This is a genomic window from Kitasatospora sp. NPDC051853, assembly GCF_044452665.1.
Lineage (GTDB): Bacteria > Actinomycetota > Actinomycetes > Streptomycetales > Streptomycetaceae > Kitasatospora.
Genome location: NZ_JBITBY010000009.1, coordinates 461,646 through 478,977, shown reverse-complemented (window position 1 = coordinate 478,977; position 17,332 = coordinate 461,646). Strand labels below are relative to the sequence as shown.

Below are 17,332 nucleotides of genomic sequence, written 5' to 3'. Positions count from 1 at the left end.
GTTGATGTTCCAGTTGCCGGTGCTCTCGCACTGGGCGACGGAGTCCCAGGTGGAGCTGGAGGCGGCGGAGGCCGAGGTGGCCGTGACGAGGCCCGTCACCGGGAGAGCGGCCACAGCGCCGCCCACAAGGACCATCCGCAGGCGGTTGCGCTTGGCGGCGGTGGAGGTGGTGGTGGCGGTGGTCTCGTTACGGAAGGTCATGCAGATCCTCTCGGAAGCCCCGGGGCTGACAGCACGAAGCAGGCCCCGAACAGTGGGCTGTACTCCGAGATGCCGCACGCGGCGGGCGGCCGCTCACGTGTTGGACGTGGTGGGCCGCCCCGGTCACCTTCACCGCGTGTGCCCGGCCGCCTGGTGGGGCGGGGGCCGCGGGTGGTGGACCCGGGAAGTGCGCTGTGCACTGGTTACGAAGCTACGAGCCACCGGACGCGCGGACAAGCATTTCGGCGAAATCCCAGCTCAGAGCGGTGTTACCGAAGGTACGGGCGAGGCCGGGCCCCCGATTCCAAGGGCCGGACGAGCCCTCCGGAAGATCGCTAAGGGCCCCGGTGTGCCCGCCGTCACCCCTGCGGGGCGGTGACGGCGGCCACATCGTCGACCCAGCGCCAGGACACGGACACGCAAGGTCGGATCCGGCACCACCCGCAGGTGGCCGCGGTCACAACCGCCTCACCTGAGCCGGCCGGCACGGCAGGAACGAGAAGAAGAACAGCGCGAGCTCGCCGCCAGGCCCGGCGGCCACCCAAAGATCGGCGGCCCCGTCCCGCACCGCCCACGGGCACCGGCCCAGCCCGTCAGCGGGCAGCCGCACCGCCACCCGACCGGCACACGGTCCTCCGTCTTGTTCGGTCCCCCCACGAACCCGACGCGCACGGCCGCCCCCGGGAGCGGGGGCGGCCGTGCGGTGGAGCGGTGGGTGCGGGTCAGGAAGCCTGCTGCTCCTGCGCGGCGTAGCGGGCGGCGATGGCCCGGATACGGCAGTAGACCGCCGCCGGCTCCTCGGTGTAGCGCCAGGGCAGCGCGTCGACGTAGCCGTCGACCAGCTTGAACTGGGCCAGCGCCTCGGCCGGCCGGTCGGTCATGGTGTAGCACCAGGCGAGCAGGTGGCGGATCTCCGCGGCCCGGGGGTGGTCGGCCGGGGCCGCGTCGACGGCGCGGCGGGCCGCGTCCACGGCCGACCGCGCGTACGGGGTGGACCAGTACGCGCTCTCGTTGTCGTCGGGCTCGTGCTCGAAGAGTGCGATCAGCCGCATGCCGGCGAGCAGGCTCGCCTCCGGGGCGTCGGTGGCGGCGCGGTCGGCGAAGGCGTTGGCCTCCTCCTCGGAGCCGTGCCACTTGGCGGACTTGTACTGCACGGCGGCGTAGTGCGCCGGGTAGAGGTGCGGGTCGCGGGCGGTGAGCCCGGCCCAGACCCGGTCGAACTCCGCCGGCGGGTAGGTGAGGCCGAGGGCGATCCACAGCTCGGTGGCCCACGGCAGCGGGTCCTCCGGGGCGAGCTCCTGCGCCTCGTGGGCGGCGGCGCGGGCCTCGGTGAGCGTGCGGTGGAAGCCGTTGGCCTGCTCGTCGCTGGTGTACTCGGCGTACGCGGCGCCGCGCAGGCGCCAGGCCAGCTTCACCAGGGCTTCGGCGTGGACGAGCGCGGCGTCCGGGTCGCCCGGGCGTTCGGCCCGCCAGGCCCGGAGCCAGTCGTCCTCCTCGGCGGCGACGTCGGCCAGTTCCTCGACGATGCGGTAGCGCCGGTCCCAGTCGCGGCCGGCTTCGGCGAGCCGGTCGGCGCAGGCCTGCCAGTCGCCGCGGGTGGCGGTGGCGCGCAGGGCTTCGAGCTCGGGCGAGGCGCAGGCCCGCTCGGTGTTCTGCCGGTCCTCGGGCAGCATGCCGTGCTCGGTGACGACGAGTTCGTACCAGGTGTCGAGTTCGGCCTGCTTCCTGGCCGTGTAGCGGTTGAGGACCCAGGTGAACAGCTTGAGCGCGCCGACGACGACGGCGCTGACGAGGAGGACGATGACGGGGGCTGGCATGGGGGAACCTTGTGGATCTCGGAGGGGGTGGGTCAGGGGGAGGTGACGGTGGCCGTGGTGACGGGGAGTCCGGCCTCGGCGAGCAGGGCGCGGACGGCGGCGGTGTCCGGGGTGTCGGCGCAGGCCGCGTCGAGGGAGGTGGTGAGACGGTCGCCCAGGCCGTCGGGCAGCCGCAGGTGGGCCGGGCCGGACCAGGACAGCTCCCACTGGGTCAGGCCGGCGTCGACGAGAGCGAGGACGGCCTGCCGGGAGAGGACGCCGCGCAGGACCGGGCGGGCCAGTTCGCGGGCGGCCCGGCCGGTCGCGGCGCGGGCCTCGTCGCTGAGGGGCAGCCGCTCGACGAGCTCCCGGGTGCGGCCGGCGTCGATCGCGTCCAGCGCCCCACCGATGGTGGGCGGCAGTCCGAGGGCGGTCAGGGCCGCGGTCAGCGGGCGGGTGGACTCGCGGCAGTCGGCGAGCAGCGAGCGGTGCACCAGCTCCGGCCAGTCGACGCGCTCCTTGCCCGCCGCCTCGGGGACGAGGCTGACGACCTCCAGCGCGGCGAGGACCTGCTCGGCGTCGCGCAGCAGGCCGAGGGCGGAGGCGGTGCTGCCGGCGCCGCGGCCGTCGTCGGGCAGCGCTTCGACGGCGGCGACCCGGCGCTCGATCGGCGGGTGCGAGTCGTACGGGTCGTGCTCGGTCTCGGGCAGTTCGAGGGCCAGCGCGTCGAGCTCCTTGCGGCGCTCGGGGTCGGCCAGCAGGTGGGCGAGGCCGCCGTACAGCTGCCCGGGCGGCGGCAGGAGGCCGGCCTCCCAGCCGAGGGTGGCGTAGTTGCCGAGGTAGAAGTCCTGCGCGGCGTCGAGCGCGGGGATGCGTCGCAGCGCGGACGCGGTGGCGTCGCGGCCGGCCAGCCGGGCGGCGACCAGGTCGGCGGCGTACTCCTGGCGGCGGCCGACCGCCTCGGAGACGCGGAGGTAGAGCTTGCCGTACTGGGTGAAGACCTTGGCGAGCACGCGGTCGACACCGCCGGTGGCCTCCGCGGAGGAGGGCTTGCGACCCTTGGCGAGCCGCTTGTCGGCCTTGGCCCGGAGCTTGGCGGCCTCCTTGGCCTTGTGGGCGTCGGCGCGCTCGTGCAGGCCGCCGACGGTGCGCAGGATGGCGGTACGGCCGGCCATGGTGACGCTGCCCAGGCGGACGTCCTGGTTGCTGTAGTGCCCGAACTCGTGGGCCAGGACGGACTCCAGCTCGGCCTCGGTGAGGCCGATCAGCAGGGGGACGCCGATGACCAGGTGCCGCTTGCCGGGCAGCAGGCCGAGGAGCCGGGTCTCCTCCCACACGCCGGCGTTGACCTCGGGGATCAGCCGGATCTCGGCCGGGCCGCGGACGCCGGTGCGCTCGGAGATGCGGTCGACGACGGCCCACAGTGCGGGCTGCTCCTCGCGGGTGACCGGCAGTCCGGGCAACTCGCCGTCCTCCTCCCGGTGGCGGGTGAGGAAGACCACCCGGACCACGGGGTAGGCGATGACGGCGCTGACGCCCCAGATCTTCGCCAGCGCCGGGCGCAGCTCACCGGAGCTCAGGTAGAGGCTGATGTCGACGGCGATCAGGGCGGCGACGATGCCGAGGGCGAGCAGGTAGAAGCCGGCGAGCATGGCGACGGCCGTCAGGGCCCTGACGGATGTGCTCAGGCCGGAGGAGGGCCTGCCGACGGCAGGCTGGGACGCGCCCATGCGGGTTCCTTCGTCGTGGGAGCGCCGCGGAGGGGGCGCCGGGGAAACGGGGAGTGTGGCTGAACGTGTGTTCGGCGTGAGCATGGTAGCTGCCGAGGGGCGACGCTCCCTCATCCGTTTCACGCCCGTGACCTGCGGCTTTCTTCCCGCAGCGCCGTCGCGGACGGAGCGCGGACGGCCGGGACGGCGGCGTGCAACGACGCCGTCCCGGTGTCAGGTGGGAGGCGTCAGCGCTGCGGGCCCGGCGGATCGGCACGGGCTCGGATGCTGACGGGGCGTCAGGAGTCGGTGCCGGTCTCGGTGTCGGTGCCGTCGAAGGAGAGGTGGTCGTCGACGACGGCCGCGCGGAGGTGGGGGCCTTCCGCTCTCCCGGGGCGGGTTGGTCCTTTCGGCTCAGTGGCTGGTGGCCTTCCGGTGCTCGTCGCGGTCGTACGGATACGATCGGGCGGAGCCGGCAGCCTGGCCGAAGGGCAGCGACTGTGAACGATTTCCGCCGTGGCGCCACCCGCAGCTCCTGGCGCGGGCTGATCCTGACGAGGCTGCAGTTGGTGAGGTCTGCCGTGCAGGCCGCGGCTGCGGAGCATGGGTTCAAGATCGACAAGCAACGGAGGCTGCTGGACCGGCCCGACCGGCCTGACGGGCCCGAGCAGGAGCGTTTCCGGACCCTGTACGACTCGGTGGACAAGGGCATCGAGGACGCCAAGGACTACACGAGGCGTTGGTGGTCGTCGGCCGATGTGGCGTTCCTCAGCTACCACCGCGCCGATGTCGAGTCGGTCGAGCTCCTGACCGACCGACAGCTGCTCGGCAGGGTGCCGGAGTTGCTCTGGCTCGGGAACGCCTACCTGTACCCCGACGACCCGCGGCGCGTTGCCTTCGAGCAGCGATGGGCCCCGGGCGCGGCGGTCGGCGGGGATGCCGCCGGCGACACGACCGTCGCCGGGGGTGCCACCGGCGACACGACGGCCGGCGGGAACGGCACCGGCGACACGACGAGGGAGGCGGACCGGCAGACCGCGAGCTCGGCATCGCTGTCGGCTGAGACACGCAGCCTGTTCGCCTCGACGCTGCGGGCCGCGTACCTGTTCCAGGACCTGGCGCTGCGCCGCGTGCGGCAGTTGAGGGACTTGATGGCGATCGCCGTGTTCGGCGGCATGGTGCTGCTCGGGGGGCTCAGCACGGTGGGGGTCCTCAGCCCCTCCGCCGTCCCGATGTGCGTACCGCAGCAGAGTCCCTCTCCCGTGCCGTCACCAAGCGCCAGCACCAGTGCCAGTGCGAGCACCAGCGCCAGCGCCGGCGCGGGCTCCGGTGCCACGACCCAGGCGGCGGCGCTCCCACCGGGCGCCACCGTCGCCGGGCGGTGCGCGACCGGCCGCGACCGGCCGACCCGGCCGGACGTGGCTCTGATCGAGCTGTTCGGCGCAGCGGGCGGCGCCCTCGCCGCGAGCCATGCCCTGGCGACGCAACGGATCGAGGCCGGCACCTACAAGCTCTGGGCGTGGCAGGCGGCCATCAAGATCGTCTTCGGTGGGATCACCGCGACGCTCGGCGTCCTCTTCCTGCAGACCGCCCTGGCGCCGGAGATCCTGCGGGACAGCGATCACACCCTGCTGCTCGCCTACGCGGTGGCCTTCGGCTACGCCCAGCAGCTGCTCACCCGCCTGATCGACAAGGTCGCCGTCACCGCGTCACAGGAGGCCTCGCCCGTCACCTCGGTCCATCCGCCGAGGCCGGACGACCGGCGTGCCGACGCCGGGTCCGGCGAGGCCGGCTGACGGCGAATCAGCAGGCCGTACGGCCTGCCGCCGGCTCGGCCCGGGCACCCGCACCTGCTCGGCGCGCGCGTCCGGGCCACGACTGACGGCGGGTCAGTCGATCGGAACGGTCGTGCGGAAGGTCGCGTCGGCTGCCAGGTTGGCGTCCTTGGGGTCCAGCCAGAGCTCGAAGTTCTTGTGGCGGAGGTACCGGTCCGGGAAGTTGCTGGAGCGGAAGGAGATCAGGCCGGGGTCCGATCCGTCCGCGAGGCCGCCCTCCTGGTGGAACGTGGCGTCCTTCAGGAAGAGCTCGTCCAGCGGGCCCGGGGGCGCTTCGAGGACGATCCTGAAGTTCTTGTGCCGCAGGAAGTGGTTGGGGAAGTTGACGGAGCGCAGGGCCACCAGGGGGCCGCCCTTCCCGTCCTGGCCGACGTGCTCCACCTCGAAGGAGAAGTCACCCTCCTCGCCGACTGCCTGCTCGGTCAGGAAGCCCTCGAAGCTCTTGTGGCGGATGTAGCGGTCGGGGAAATTGAACGACTGGAACTGGAAGACGGGCATAGTGGACCTCCGATCACCGCAGGGCACACCGCGATTACCTGACGGTCACTCACGGTGCATGCGCCGGTGAATCTACGTACACGACCGGTGGTGCCACAACCGCCGTTCGAGCGAAGTCGAGGCCGGCGCCCGGACATGCGAAGAACCCCGAAGACCTGCCGGCAGACCTCGAACGTCGGCCGGTGACAGCGCAGGTGAAGGACCGTCATGGCGATGGAGGTGGTGGTCTTCCTGCCGCTCCTCGGGTCGCCGGGCACCTCAGCCTGTCTCGCCGGACTCGGTGGTCACACACATGAGGGCCTGCTCCGCCAGGTCGAGGAGTTCCTCGTCGTGGAGAACCATCGGGTATCCCCCGTCGGTGGGAAGTCGGCGGTCCGACTGGCGGAACGCCACCAGTGCGGCACGGATCGCCGGGCTGATCTCGCCCATTCGGATCAGGGCCTGGAGAGCGTCCCGGTGGAACTGGAATCCGATACCGCCGTCGGCGAGCGGCAGCACGAACTCCTCGATGACCGGCATGCTCGGTTCGGCCCGGCCCGTGATCGACCAGAGGGTGACCGCCGCGGTGAGGCGCGGCCAGTGCGTGGTGTGCTCCATCACGAACCGGACCCGCTCCGCGTAGGGCGCGGCTTCGGGGCCGAAGCCGGCCAGGTCACCGATCGGCCCGAACCAGGGTGCCTCGGCCGCCATGACCGCATCGCCGAAGAACGCGAGCGCCGCCGTACGGTCGTGCCCGATGCGCATGGCGGCCGCGTCGGCCGCCCAGTGGGCGCGGGGGCTGTCGAGGACCACGCCTGCGCGCAGGGCCGGCACGGCCGGGGCAGCGGCCGGGCCGATCGCCTCCAGGACCCGGACCACGTCCCACGAGGTCCGGGTGTCGGCCAGCAACGGCAGGAGGTCCGGCAGCGCCGGCCCCGCGTTCTCGCCCCATGCTTTCAGCACCTCCAGAAAGCTCTGGGTTGCGCCACCACGGGCTCCGCCCTGCCGGATCGCCTCCGCGATGCCGGGGAGCAGGACGTCCGCGTGCGCCCGCAGTGGGACCAGCACGTCCATGATGTCCGGCCGCCTCGGATCGCCGGTGCCGTAGCTGCGGCCCTGCTCCTCGCCTTGCGCACGGAGTTGCTCGACCAGGCCCGGCCAGGCACGCGGGTCACCGATCCGGGCCAGTGCCCACCGGGCGACTTCCCGCACCGTCCCGTCGAGGTCTGCATCCGCCCCGTCGTCGTCGAGCAGTTCCGCCAGCCGGTCGGCGTAGGGGGCCGCCGCCGGGCCCAGCGCTGCGAGGATGTTCACGGCTCGCAGCCGCACGGCACCGTCCGGATGGTCCAGCAGTCCTCCCGCGAGCGGCAGCAGGGCGGCGCCGACGGAGCGGTACTCGGTGAGGAGCTGCCACGCGAGGTCCAGTGCCTTCCGGCACAGCGCGCTGTCCCCGGTACGGTGCGCCCGCCCGGCCAGCCGGAGGGCGAAGGAGAGGGCGGCATCGGCGTCGTGCTCGAACCGGCCCGCGATCCAGTCGACCACGTCCTCGCGGGTGGAGGGGGTGTCGAAGAGCGGCTGGTACCAGACTTCCTCGAACCGCGGGCGCAGCGCGGGGTCGGAGAACACCTCCACCAGCCGGTCGACCTGACGGACCGCCGGCTCCCGGTCGAGGCCCGCCGAAGCGTGGACGGCCGCCACCCACAGCACCGGATCGTCCTCGCCCAGCGCGGCCGCCAGCACCGCCCGCGCGTCGGCGACCGCCGATCCGCCCTCCCCGGCCACGGCCGTGGCCTCACCGAGGGCGATCAGCACCGGCAGGCGAACTGCGGGGTCCGTCTCCACCCGCCACCGCTCCAGCAGTCGGGGCACACCGCCCGAGAGACCGATCGCCGCCCGGCGTACTTCCGGGTCCGGGTCGGCGAGCAGCGTCCGGGCGTCGGCCCACTGCTCGTCCGCCGGGCCCTCCTCGTACATCGCCGTCAGGGCCGCGACGAGATGGATCCGCGCACCCATCGTCGGGTCGGTTGCGAGACCTATGACGAACGGCAGCGCGGCCGCCGCCCCGGAGGACATCCGCCCGCTCCTCGTGGCGAGGCGCCAGAGCGGGTGGCAGTCGGACTCCGTCGCCTCCGCGCCCTTTCGGGCGAGCAGGCGAAGCATCCCGGGGATGTCCTCGGCCCGGTCTGCCGGGTGTTCCATGTCGAGCTGGTCCCACGCCACGGCGTCCAGTCCGTCCAGCGACATCCCCGCCACTGTCATCTCCGGCAACCACCCCATCGTCCGGCCTGCCACTGGCCGTCATCGTTCCCGAAACCCGTCGTCATGTCGCCCGAATTCGCTCGGCACGCGGTGCCCCACAACCGTGTCCCGCCCACAATGAAGAAGGATCCGCGCCGTCGACAGGCAGGCGGCGTGTCGCGACGTGCACCCATGGGGTCGCCCTGGGCTGCTCGGGATGGCAGGTGCCCCGTGGCTGACTTGTTGGGCACGGCCGAGCTGCCCGATGGATTCGTCTACCCGTCGGAGTTCCTCCGGGTGGTCGAGCTGGGACTGACGGATCTCGAACCGTGGTGGATCTTCGACGGAGATCTGCTGCGCCGGCGGTCCACCGTCCTGGCCCGAAGGTATCCACAGCGGAGACTGGTCCCGTTCGCGCGGCGCCAGGACAACGACGACGTGGCGTGCTGGGACCTCGGCACGGGAAAGGTCGTCGTGATCCATGGCATGGCCGGCCCCGGCTGGGAACAGCGGGCGGAGCACCTGGACTTCGTGGCCTGGTTCCGGAGCGCAGTCGACGACATGTTCGAGCACGGAGGCTGACGGCAGGCAGGTGGGGTGATTCCGGGAGGTCGCCCCGGAGCGTGCGGGCCGACCTTCGTCCTCAGGAGCGGTCCCGTCCGTCGGGCCCTGGCGCGCTCCCACATCAACAGCCTCCCGCCACAACCGACAAGACGACCCGTCACACAGGCGGGGGTCGCGGGCCCGGCTGCCGAGGCGTCGGTCGGGGGCGTGGCGGAGGCGGCCGCCCCGGTGGTCAGCCGCCGAAGAGGGTGGTGCCGAGTGAGATGGCGCCCTCGAGGGCCTGTTGCGTTCCCGGGGCGGCTCCGGCCGCCAGGGCGGTGGGCAGCATCCGCCGGATCGCCCGCCAGGAGCGGCCGGCCGCGGGTTGGTCGGTGCCGGTGCGCTCCAGTGTGCCGACCTCGTGGTCGAAGTCGTCGGCCGTGTCCGGGTCGAGGTCGAGGCCGGGCCGCAGGGCGCGCAGCAGTCCGACCAGGTGGGCCACGTCGGTGCCGGTGCGGTTCCCGGTCGCGGTGGCCGTGTTGCGGGTGCCGACCGCCACCGCCGAGGCGGTCACCGGTCCGCTGAAGATGGCCGCGTTCTCGATGGTCATGCTGCTCGCTCCCGGGGGTTGACGGGCCGTCAGGAAGTCGTCCAGGGAGCGGTCGGAGAACGCGAAGTCCCGGCCGGTCGCCGTCAGAGTGAGTTCCACGCGGTCGGTTTCGAGGGCCGTGCCGGTGCGTGGAGGAGCCACCGTGAGCAGCTCGCGCTCGGCCAGGTCGAGGTAGGCCATCTCCACCACCGCCCAGTCCACCTTCGGGCCGAAGGGCCGCCTGCTCGTGCCCTTGGGGCCGCCCTCCACCCACAGGCGGCCGACGGCGACGGCGCCCGCCCGGTCCTGGTCGGCCAGCCAGCGCAGCAGCACCTCCCGGAACTCCCAGGCCCGGCGGCTCCTCGGCTTCGCGGCCTCCTCCAACCGCAGCGCCCGCAACCGGCCGCCGCGCGTCAGCGCCACGGTGCCGGGCCCGCGCCCGTTCACCGGCGCCACGTGGCGACGCTCGTGGCAGCGTGCCAAGGCCGAGGCGAACCGCTCGTCGGACATGCCCAGCCCTCCCCTGACCTCGGAGAGCACGACGACCGGTGAACCGGAACCGGCGGCTCGCGACGCCACGGCACGCAGCAGTTGGTCGGCGCCCTTGGACATGGCGGCAGGCTAGCAGCGGCGCCCACCGGCCCGTGCCCGATCGCACAACCCCGGCACCGGACGGGGCACGGCCGCCGGGCGGAGGCAGTTGAGGGGACGTCAGGACTCCGGAGCGGCCGGCACACGGCCCCACACCGGGCCCGCACCGGCCTCAGCCGGTGCCCGCTCCCCCGTCCTCCACCTGCCACGGCCGGGGCCAGTTGCCGGAGGGCGGGGGCGGCCCCGCGATCCCGAGGTCGCGCCGCGCCCGTGCGTAGAACGCGTCCCGCGCCCGGCTCATCGCCTGCTCCGCCGCCGCCCAGCCGTCCGGGTCGGTCCGCAACCCCCGTGCGTACAACTCGACGTTCCACACCGCCTCGTGCCACGTCCGGGCGGCCGCGACGGTCTCCGCGTCCCCCACCAGCAGCACCGACTCCCACTCCGCCGCCCGCCGCGACTCCGCCTCGGCCAGCAGCACCAGCCCTTGCACCGGCTCCAACGGGTCGACCACGTTGGCGAACCCGCGGGCCGCCCCGATCCGCTGCGCGATCCGGATCTGCGCCTTCAGCGCGTTCGCGTACCCCACGTAGATCTGGAACCGCTTCTCGTCCCACCGCTCCGCCCGCGCCCGCCGCCACCGGCTCTTCTCCGCCGCACCCGCCGCGGCGATCGACCCCACGGCCCCCACCACCACCCCGACCAAGGCCGGCACCTGCTCCCACAGCCCCACCGCTCCCCCTTCCACCCCGGACACTCCCCGGCACACTGCCACGTACCGGCACCACGTGGCACCCGCCGGACGGCCTCCGGAGCGCCCCGCACCGGCGACGGCGGCAGGTCCCGAACGGCCGTCAGGCCGCGCTCCCGCCCGGTGGCCTGGAGAAACCCCGCTGCGGTGTGACGGGCCGTCGGCTAACCTCGGCCCCCATGAACGGTCCCGCTGTGCCGCCTCCCCTGACCGAGGCCGAGGCCGGCCTCGGTGTCACCTTCCCCGAGGAGTACCGCCGTTACCTGCTCGAAGTGAGTTCGGGCGGAGCCGTCGCACGGCTGGAGAGGACGGAGGACGGCTGGTGGTGGGCGGACAACGAGGTGTGGCGCCGCGCCCTGCTGACCGTGCCCTTCCCGCACCCGGACTCCTACCTGGAGGCCGAGGAGGAGCTGGACCGGCGCGAGCCCACGGCCGGGGCCTTCTCCACCGAGGACGCGTTCGCGCGGGCTTGGAAGGCCTGGGACGCCGAGTACGAGGACTTCCAGGACCGCAAGACGGCGGGGTCTGTCGTCGTGCAGGAGCACGGCTGCGGATTCGCCACGCTCCTGGCCGTCACGGGCCCGCTCGCCGGCACGGTGTGGTGGGACGGACGGGCGACCTGCGAGCTGATCGTGCCGCTCTCCCCCGACCATGCCGGCGGCGCCCGGCCCGCGACCTTCGGCGAATGGCTCGGCCGCGGCTCCCAAGACCTGCTTCCGCCCGGCTGGGGCCGACGCCCGGCTTCCCCGGACCCCGCCACCGCGTGAAAGTCCTTCGCGGCGCCCAGGACGGACACGTGGACGCCTGCTGTCCCGAGCGCGCCGGGCGCCGGAGCAGGCGGCGGCCCGGTGCCGGACAGAGGTGGGTACGCCTCGGCCGAGGTCACGTGACCGCCGGCTCGGCGATCTTCGACCCGTGCCGGTCGCCCTGACGGCCCGTCCACCCACGACGCGGGTCCTCTTCGGTGGCGGAGGAGGAAGAACGAGGCACAAGGTGGCCGGGACAGAGGGGAGTTCAGCGTGAAGCTCAGCGGACGGGCCGCCGTGGTGGCCGTACTGGTGGTGGCGGTCGCGGCCGTCGTGGCGGTCGCGGGCGTGGTCATCGCCGCGGTGTCCGGCCAGGACGGGCCGCCCGACCCGAGGGGTCGGTGGGCGGGCGGGGGCGAGGTGGTGGAGCTGCTCGGTGACGGGACGCTGGGCGAGGTCGCCGTCAGTCCGTCCATCTGCTCGTCGTCGGCCGGCCCCGCCGACGGCCCCCCGCGCAGCGTCCGCGGGACCTGGCGCGCGGGAAGCTTCAGCGACGCCGGCACCGGGGTCTACGTCACCTTCGACGATCTCCGCGGTGACGGGCGCTCCTGCACGACCTACCTGCAGTTCGTGAAGGTGGGGGCCGCGTACCGCCTCGGCGCCAACGCCCGGGACGAGCCCGCCCGGTTCGTGCGGTCCACCCCTGCCGGTGTGCCGGCCGGGTAGAGGTGGGTGTCGGGCGGGATCGTCGTGGCGTGGGCCCAGGCGTCGAAGAAGCCCTTGAGGTCCTTGCCGGAGACCTTCGCGGCCAGGGTCTCGAACTGCGGAAAGGAGGCGTTGCGGTGGACGTGCTCGGCGGTACAGCGCTTGAGAGTGGCGAAGAAGGCGTCGTCCCCTCCGACGGCGCCCCGACGGCGTCGCTGCTGGCGGAGGCCCTACTGCCCCACCACCTGATCGACGACCTGCAGGACCTCGCGGTCGCCGACGCTGGTGAAATCGCCCTGCACCGTCGGCCCTGGCCCCGCCGGGCCCGCGTCCCGCCAAGAGGTGCTCGCCGACCCGGTACGGCTGCGCCGGCTGGTGGACAACCACGCACCGGCCCCGCCCGGACTGGCACCCATCGCCGCAGGCGTCCGCGCGCTACTTTGGGGTGACCCCGAAGCAGAGGAGAGCCCCGTGGGCAAGGTGGTCATGAACAGCACGGTGTCGCTGGACGGCTTCGTTGCGGACGAGGACGACCGACCCGGGGCGCTGTTCGAGTGGCTGACCAACGGTGACGTCCCGTTGGACGGGAGCGGTGCGCTGAAGGTGTCGCGGACCTCCTACGACCACACCCGGCCGTACTGGGACCGGATCGGGGTGACGATCGTCGGCCGCCGCGTCTTCGACCTGACGGACGGCTGGGGCGGGCAGCCGCCGGGCGGGATCCCGCACATGGTCGTGGTGACGCACCGGCCGGCGCCCGAGGGCTGGGACCCCGGGGCGCCGTTCCACTTCGTGGAGGGCGTCGAGGCGGCCGTGGCCAAGGCGCAGGAGCTCGCGGGTGGCCGTGTGGTCGAGGTCGCCGCCGGCGACGTCGGGGGCCAGGTGTTCGCCGCGGGTCTGGTCGACGAGGTGCGCATGGACGTCGCGCCCGTCGTCCTCGGGTCCGGCAGGCGCTACTTCGGATCGGTCCGGGCGCAGCACCTGCTGGAGGACCCCGACGTGGTGATCCAGGGCGACCGGGTGCTCCACCTGCTGTACCGGGTACGCCGCTGACCGGGCCGTCCGACGACGACAACGACGCCGGCCGATGTGTACGGTCTACGGAGGGCCGGGAAGGAACCCGGACGTCGGCCGGAACGGACGCAGGACACAGGGCGGAGGGCAGGGGACGTGGACCGAGGCAGCGGTGTGTTCTGGTGGCTGGCCGGTGCGGTGGTGGTGGCCAGTATGGTGGCGGCGGCCGTCCTGGTGGTGAAGCTGGTCCGGGCGCGCAAGCTCCTGACGGCCTCCGGCATCCCCATGTCGAACAAGGTCCTCTTCTGGGCGTCGATCGCCTACCTGATCAGCCCCGTCGACCTGCTCCCCGACCCGATCCTCCTCGACGACATCGGCCTCCTCCTGATCGCCCTGCGCTCACTGACCAAGGCCGCGACCCACCTGGGCCCGGGCCGCCCGCTCGGCAGCGACCGCGACGCGGCCTGAGAGCCCGTGCCCCGGCACCGGGGATCACCGCCGCCCCCGCGCTCCGTCGTGCACGGTCAGCGCCTCTCCTCCACCGGCCCGGCTAGGCCGTGGCGACCGACAGGTCACCGGCCGCGACCGCGGCGACCAGCCGGTCCTTGACCTGGGGCGGCATCAGGTTGAGGGCGCCGACGGCCTCGACCGTGAGGGGGACCTCCTCGAGGAGGTACTCGCCGCGGTCGTCGTGGGAGAACTCGGGACCGGTGCGGTCGGCGAAGTTCCAGTCCTCGATGCCGACGACGTAGAAGTGCTCGACCTCGCCCTTGTCGTTGGTCAGCTCGGCGAACGGCCGCTCGATCCGGCCGACGCCGGCGATCTCCTCGCGGATCTCGCGGAGGAGGGCTTCTTCGAGGGTGGCATCGGTGTCCTCCACGCCGCCGCCGACGAGGACCGCGTACGGGTTGACGCCGGGCCGGATGCGCTTGATCAGGAGCATCGTGCCGGCCGGCGTGACGAGCACGGCGCGAACCCGCTGCTTCATGGTGGACTCCAAAGTGGTCGACAAGGCGGTCAGTTGGGCATCCAGCCGGCATTGATGTGCACCGACTGGGCGCGGAATGAGGGATGCGTTCGGATTGGCGAGGACCGGGTGACGCTACAGGCGTTCGATGTCGATCCACTCGAGGTCGGTCAGCTCCACGCCGAGGCTGGCGGCGCGGTGGCCGCCGTCCTTGAAGTAGTGCTCCCCGAGCGCGTCGGCGAGGATCTGCTCCTGTTCGGCCGCCCCGGCCCCGGCGTCGCGGGCGGCGTAGAGACGGGTGGCGACCTCGCCGGGCATCAGCTGGGTGAGGGTGCGCGGCCGGGGGTCGTCGGTGGAGCCGGCGGAGGAGGTGAAGCCGAAGCGGGCCTGGAGGTGGAGCATGAAGCCGCGTTTCTCCGCGTCCCGCCGCACCCGCTGACGGACCCTCGGCTGCCACTTCGCCCGCACCCGCTGCTCGACCTGGGCCGCCGCCGCGGGCTTGGGGGTGGAGGTGCCCTTGAGCCAGCGTTGGACCGTGCGCTGGGAGACGCCGAGTTCGGCGGCCAGGGCCTTGGTCGAGCCCTTGTGGCCCTTGAGCAGGAACCGCAGCCGCGCGGGCAGGGACTGCGGGATCGGCCGGGTGCGTTCCACGCGGTCCAGGCCTTCGTCGATCTCCCCCACGGCTCGGGCTCCTCCTTGTCAGGGTGCTGACGGTGTGTGGGGCGGGTGGTGCCCCGGGGATGCCGGTTACTCGTCGGCGGAGACCGCGCCGCCGGTCTTGATGTACCGGGCCGGGTTGGCGCCGTCGGCCATCAGCGCCGTGATCTCGGCCATCGGCCGGGTGCCCTCGTGCTTGACGTGGCCGGGGCTGATCCCGAGGCGCAGCGCGGTGCCGAGGGTCCCGTCGGGCCGGGTGAGGACGTCGAGCGCGCCCGGGCCGGCCGAGGCGAAGACGGCGCAGTCGGAGAGCACCGCGAAGGCGTGGCGGCCCTCGGCGGCGGCCTTGCGGAGTTTGCGGTGCAGGTTGACGGTGGCGGTGTCGATGACCAGGGCGCGCATCAGCGGGTCCCAGGTGGGCCGTTCCAGTGCGGGCCAGCGCTCGCCGGGGCGGTAGCCGTGGCCGCGCGGGCGTTCGCGGAACTTGCCGATGGTGCCCTTGGCGGTCTGCTTGATGGCGGTCAGCACGGCGAGTTCGGCCGGGTCGCCGGTGTCCCGCAGTCCCGCCATGGCGTCCAGGAACGCGACGGGGTCGGTGTCGGCCAGGTCGAGCGGGACGCCGAGCGCGGCCATGGTGTCGACGTAGGCCTGCCGCAGGTGCTTGTGCCACGGGTCGAGGTAGGGGCCGGACTCGTGCCGCAGCCAGCCCTCGGCGGGCTGGACGGGGTGGCCGAGTTCGGCGGCGTAGGCGAGCTTGGCGGTGCTGTACCAGGCCGGCCCGGTGGGGCGACTGCCGTCCGGGGTGAAGGGGTTGGGCAGCAGCGGGTCGACGGGGACCTGGGAGAGGTCGGCCAGCCAGCTGCCCGGGATGCGCTTGTCGAAGGCCGGGGCGATCTCGTGCACCGGCTCGGAGAGGGGGAGGGTGAGGCGGCCGGCGGCGGCGAGGAAGGCCATGTTGACGTCGAGTCCGACCGCGAACGGCGCGGCGCTCTCGGCCGGGGTGAGCGGGCGGTGCCAGTCCCAGGCCTCGGTGACCAACTCGCCGTGCTCGTCCCGTTCCCGGGCGAGCGGGTGCACGTCGGGGACCTCCGGCGGCGCGGCGTCGAAGGCGTGCGTCCGGGAGCCCTCCACCGGGCCCGAGGTCCAGCCGCTCTCGGTGCGCACCGCGCGGGTCGGCGGGCGCAGGGAGGTGACCAGTTCGAGACCGCTGACGGCCGTCGAACCGCGCGGGGTCAGCACCCGGGTGGCGTACGTGCCGAGCAGGCGCGCGAGGCCGGGGGCGTCGACGCCGTCGGGCCCGTCCGGTACGGCCCAGCCGCCGGAGGCGAGGGCGCCCCACGCGGGCACGCAGAGCTGGACGCACTGACGGCGGCCGTCCTCCGGCGTGCGGTAGATCCGGGCCCACGGGCCGAGACCGCGCTGGGTGAGCAGCCAGCCGGCCTTCTCCAGTGCCTTCACCGCCCGGTGGTTCTTGGGGAGTTGGCCCAGACGGGGGACGAAGTCCTGCTTCTCGTCCCGGCCCGCGCGGGGCAGGCCGAGCTCCGCGAGCGCGGTGTCGGTGAGGACCAGCAGCGGATCGCCGTCGCGGCCGTGGCGGTGCAGCCGCCCCTGGCCGAACCCGGCCTCCAGCGCCCACTCGACGGCGGCGGCCAACGTACGGGCGGACGGCGCGGTCGCGGCCGGGGTCCCGTCGGCGAGGTACGCCACCAGGCTCCGGCCGTCGGCGGCGACGTCGAGCACCGCGAGCGGGCCGGCGGGGAAGCGGGCGGCCGCCGCCTGCTCCCAATCCGCTTGCGCCGCAGCCGACTTGGCGGGCGCCTTCTTGGGAGCGGAGGCACGGGACGGCGTGCGGGGACGTACGGGAGCAGGAGCGGGGGCGGTGGCAGTGGCGACGGGAGCCGCCGGGGCCTGGGGAGCGCCGTCCGGGGCCGGGGTGCACCAACCGCCCATGTGCACCGGACGCCCCTGGGCGCGGTACGGGGTCGGACGGCCGCAACGCACGCACGCCTGGGGCTCCGCGACCACCAACTCCCCTGCCGCCGTGCGGTCCAACTCCACCACGACCTCACCGGCCGCAGCCGGAACGGGACTTGCCGGAGCGACGGGCGGAGCGGGAACCGGCACGGGCGGAGCCGGAGCCGGGGCGAGGCGGGCCGCCATGCCCTCCAGCAGACGGGCGTACGCCGCCCGCCCCTCCCCCTGCGGTTCGCGCTGTCCCGACTCCCAGGCGGTGAGCGTGCCGGCGCTGACGTCCAGGGCCGCGGCGGTCTCGGCCTTGGTCAGCCCGTACTCGGTGCGCAGGCGCTTGCGTTCGGCCGGTTCGGGCAGCGGGACGGCGCGGCGCGGACCGGCGCCGAGCAGCGCGTCGATCGCGTCCGGTGTCTGCTGTGGGGTCTGCTGCGGCGAGGCACCGGTCATGTCCGTCTCCTGATCCCTCTCTGATGCCGTCTCAGACCGCACGGGACCGACCTCCCGAGCGCTTCCCGTCCTCCCCTCCGGTCCCTTGACCGGCGGGA

At 73.7% G+C, this 17,332-nt stretch carries 16 protein-coding genes; 6 read left to right on the top strand and 10 right to left on the bottom strand.

What is annotated here, in order from left to right; translation table 11 throughout:
* From ACIA8O_RS27050 to ACIA8O_RS27040, 3 genes are all read right to left on the bottom strand, one after another.
* Positions 1 to 135: transglycosylase family protein (locus ACIA8O_RS27050; RefSeq protein WP_396296586.1), on the bottom strand; the 135-nt coding region annotated here is incomplete at its 3' end.
* A 788-nt stretch (positions 136 to 923) separates the two neighbouring features.
* Positions 924 to 2,018: a hypothetical protein gene (locus ACIA8O_RS27045; RefSeq protein WP_396296577.1), complete on the bottom strand. Its 1,095-nt coding sequence runs from the start codon at positions 2,016 to 2,018 to the stop codon at positions 924 to 926.
* 32 nt (positions 2,019 to 2,050) lie between these two features.
* On the bottom strand, positions 2,051 to 3,727 hold the full coding sequence (locus ACIA8O_RS27040) for a M48 family metalloprotease (RefSeq protein ID WP_396296576.1): 1,677 nt from the start codon (positions 3,725 to 3,727) through the stop codon (positions 2,051 to 2,053).
* A gap of 323 nt (positions 3,728 to 4,050) precedes the next feature.
* On the opposite strand from ACIA8O_RS27040, the gene ACIA8O_RS27035 reads away from it, so the two are divergent.
* Positions 4,051 to 5,502 (top strand): hypothetical protein, encoded by a 1,452-nt coding sequence (locus tag ACIA8O_RS27035; protein WP_396296575.1) that lies wholly within the window; start codon positions 4,051 to 4,053, stop codon positions 5,500 to 5,502.
* A 93-nt stretch (positions 5,503 to 5,595) separates the two neighbouring features.
* Here ACIA8O_RS27035 and ACIA8O_RS27030 read toward each other — a convergent pair whose 3' ends face one another.
* Entirely contained in the window at positions 5,596 to 6,039 is a 444-nt protein-coding gene (locus tag ACIA8O_RS27030) for an AbfB domain-containing protein (protein ID WP_396296574.1), read from the bottom strand.
* Between the two features lie 258 nt (positions 6,040 to 6,297).
* On the bottom strand, positions 6,298 to 8,262 hold the full coding sequence (locus tag ACIA8O_RS27025; protein ID WP_396296573.1) for a hypothetical protein: 1,965 nt from the start codon (positions 8,260 to 8,262) through the stop codon (positions 6,298 to 6,300).
* Positions 8,263 to 8,487: 225 nt separating this feature from the next.
* Between ACIA8O_RS27025 and ACIA8O_RS27020 the strand changes: the two genes are divergently transcribed.
* Entirely contained in the window at positions 8,488 to 8,838 is a 351-nt protein-coding gene (locus ACIA8O_RS27020) for a hypothetical protein (protein ID WP_396296572.1), read from the top strand.
* A gap of 214 nt (positions 8,839 to 9,052) precedes the next feature.
* On the opposite strand, the gene ACIA8O_RS27015 is transcribed toward ACIA8O_RS27020, so the two are convergent.
* Together ACIA8O_RS27015 and ACIA8O_RS27010 are read right to left on the bottom strand one after the other, a co-directional pair.
* Positions 9,053 to 10,000, bottom strand: coding sequence for a hypothetical protein (locus ACIA8O_RS27015; protein WP_396296571.1), 948 nt, complete (start codon positions 9,998 to 10,000; stop codon positions 9,053 to 9,055).
* 151 nt (positions 10,001 to 10,151) lie between these two features.
* The gene (locus tag ACIA8O_RS27010) at positions 10,152 to 10,709 is read right to left on the bottom strand and encodes a hypothetical protein (RefSeq protein WP_396296570.1); all 558 of its coding nucleotides are present in this window, start codon (positions 10,707 to 10,709) and stop codon (positions 10,152 to 10,154) included.
* A gap of 197 nt (positions 10,710 to 10,906) precedes the next feature.
* Between ACIA8O_RS27010 and ACIA8O_RS27005 the strand changes: the two genes are divergently transcribed.
* The 4 genes from ACIA8O_RS27005 (at position 10,907) to ACIA8O_RS26990 (ending at position 13,660) form a co-directional block, all read left to right on the top strand.
* Positions 10,907 to 11,494, top strand: coding sequence for an SMI1/KNR4 family protein (locus ACIA8O_RS27005; protein WP_396296569.1), 588 nt, complete (start codon positions 10,907 to 10,909; stop codon positions 11,492 to 11,494).
* Between the two features lie 252 nt (positions 11,495 to 11,746).
* The gene (locus ACIA8O_RS27000; protein WP_396296568.1) at positions 11,747 to 12,199 is read left to right on the top strand and encodes a hypothetical protein; all 453 of its coding nucleotides are present in this window, start codon (positions 11,747 to 11,749) and stop codon (positions 12,197 to 12,199) included.
* A 450-nt stretch (positions 12,200 to 12,649) separates the two neighbouring features.
* Positions 12,650 to 13,231: a dihydrofolate reductase family protein gene (locus tag ACIA8O_RS26995; protein ID WP_396296567.1), complete on the top strand. Its 582-nt coding sequence runs from the start codon at positions 12,650 to 12,652 to the stop codon at positions 13,229 to 13,231.
* 117 nt (positions 13,232 to 13,348) lie between these two features.
* A complete protein-coding gene (locus tag ACIA8O_RS26990; RefSeq protein WP_396296566.1) occupies positions 13,349 to 13,660 on the top strand; it encodes a DUF1232 domain-containing protein in 312 nt (103 codons plus the stop codon).
* A gap of 82 nt (positions 13,661 to 13,742) precedes the next feature.
* Here ACIA8O_RS26990 and ACIA8O_RS26985 read toward each other — a convergent pair whose 3' ends face one another.
* The 3 genes from ACIA8O_RS26985 to tap all read right to left on the bottom strand — a co-directional run bounded on the left by ACIA8O_RS26985 (position 13,743) and on the right by tap (position 17,234).
* Positions 13,743 to 14,180: an NUDIX domain-containing protein gene (locus tag ACIA8O_RS26985; protein WP_396296565.1), complete on the bottom strand. Its 438-nt coding sequence runs from the start codon at positions 14,178 to 14,180 to the stop codon at positions 13,743 to 13,745.
* A gap of 114 nt (positions 14,181 to 14,294) precedes the next feature.
* The gene (gene tpg / locus ACIA8O_RS26980; RefSeq protein ID WP_396296564.1) at positions 14,295 to 14,840 is read right to left on the bottom strand and encodes a telomere-protecting terminal protein Tpg; all 546 of its coding nucleotides are present in this window, start codon (positions 14,838 to 14,840) and stop codon (positions 14,295 to 14,297) included.
* 66 nt (positions 14,841 to 14,906) lie between these two features.
* A complete protein-coding gene (tap, locus tag ACIA8O_RS26975) occupies positions 14,907 to 17,234 on the bottom strand; it encodes a telomere-associated protein Tap (protein WP_396296563.1) in 2,328 nt (775 codons plus the stop codon).
* Between the last annotated feature and the right edge of the window lie 98 nt (positions 17,235 to 17,332).

Excerpts from the sequence above, each read along its gene's own strand:
- ACIA8O_RS27040 (WP_396296576.1), bottom strand. The coding sequence starts at position 3,727 with ATGGGCGCGTCCCAGCCTGCCGTCGGCAGGCCCTCCTCCGGCCTGAGC.
- tap (WP_396296563.1), bottom strand. The coding sequence starts at position 17,234 with ATGACCGGTGCCTCGCCGCAGCAGACCCCACAGCAGACACCGGACGCG.
- ACIA8O_RS26985 (WP_396296565.1), bottom strand. The coding sequence starts at position 14,180 with ATGAAGCAGCGGGTTCGCGCCGTGCTCGTCACGCCGGCCGGCACGATG.
- ACIA8O_RS27030 (WP_396296574.1), bottom strand. The coding sequence starts at position 6,039 with ATGCCCGTCTTCCAGTTCCAGTCGTTCAATTTCCCCGACCGCTACATC.
- ACIA8O_RS27045 (WP_396296577.1), bottom strand. The coding sequence starts at position 2,018 with ATGCCAGCCCCCGTCATCGTCCTCCTCGTCAGCGCCGTCGTCGTCGGC.
- ACIA8O_RS27025 (WP_396296573.1), bottom strand. The coding sequence starts at position 8,262 with ATGTCGCTGGACGGACTGGACGCCGTGGCGTGGGACCAGCTCGACATG.
- ACIA8O_RS27015 (WP_396296571.1), bottom strand. The coding sequence starts at position 10,000 with ATGTCCAAGGGCGCCGACCAACTGCTGCGTGCCGTGGCGTCGCGAGCC.
- ACIA8O_RS27005 (WP_396296569.1), top strand. The coding sequence starts at position 10,907 with ATGAACGGTCCCGCTGTGCCGCCTCCCCTGACCGAGGCCGAGGCCGGC.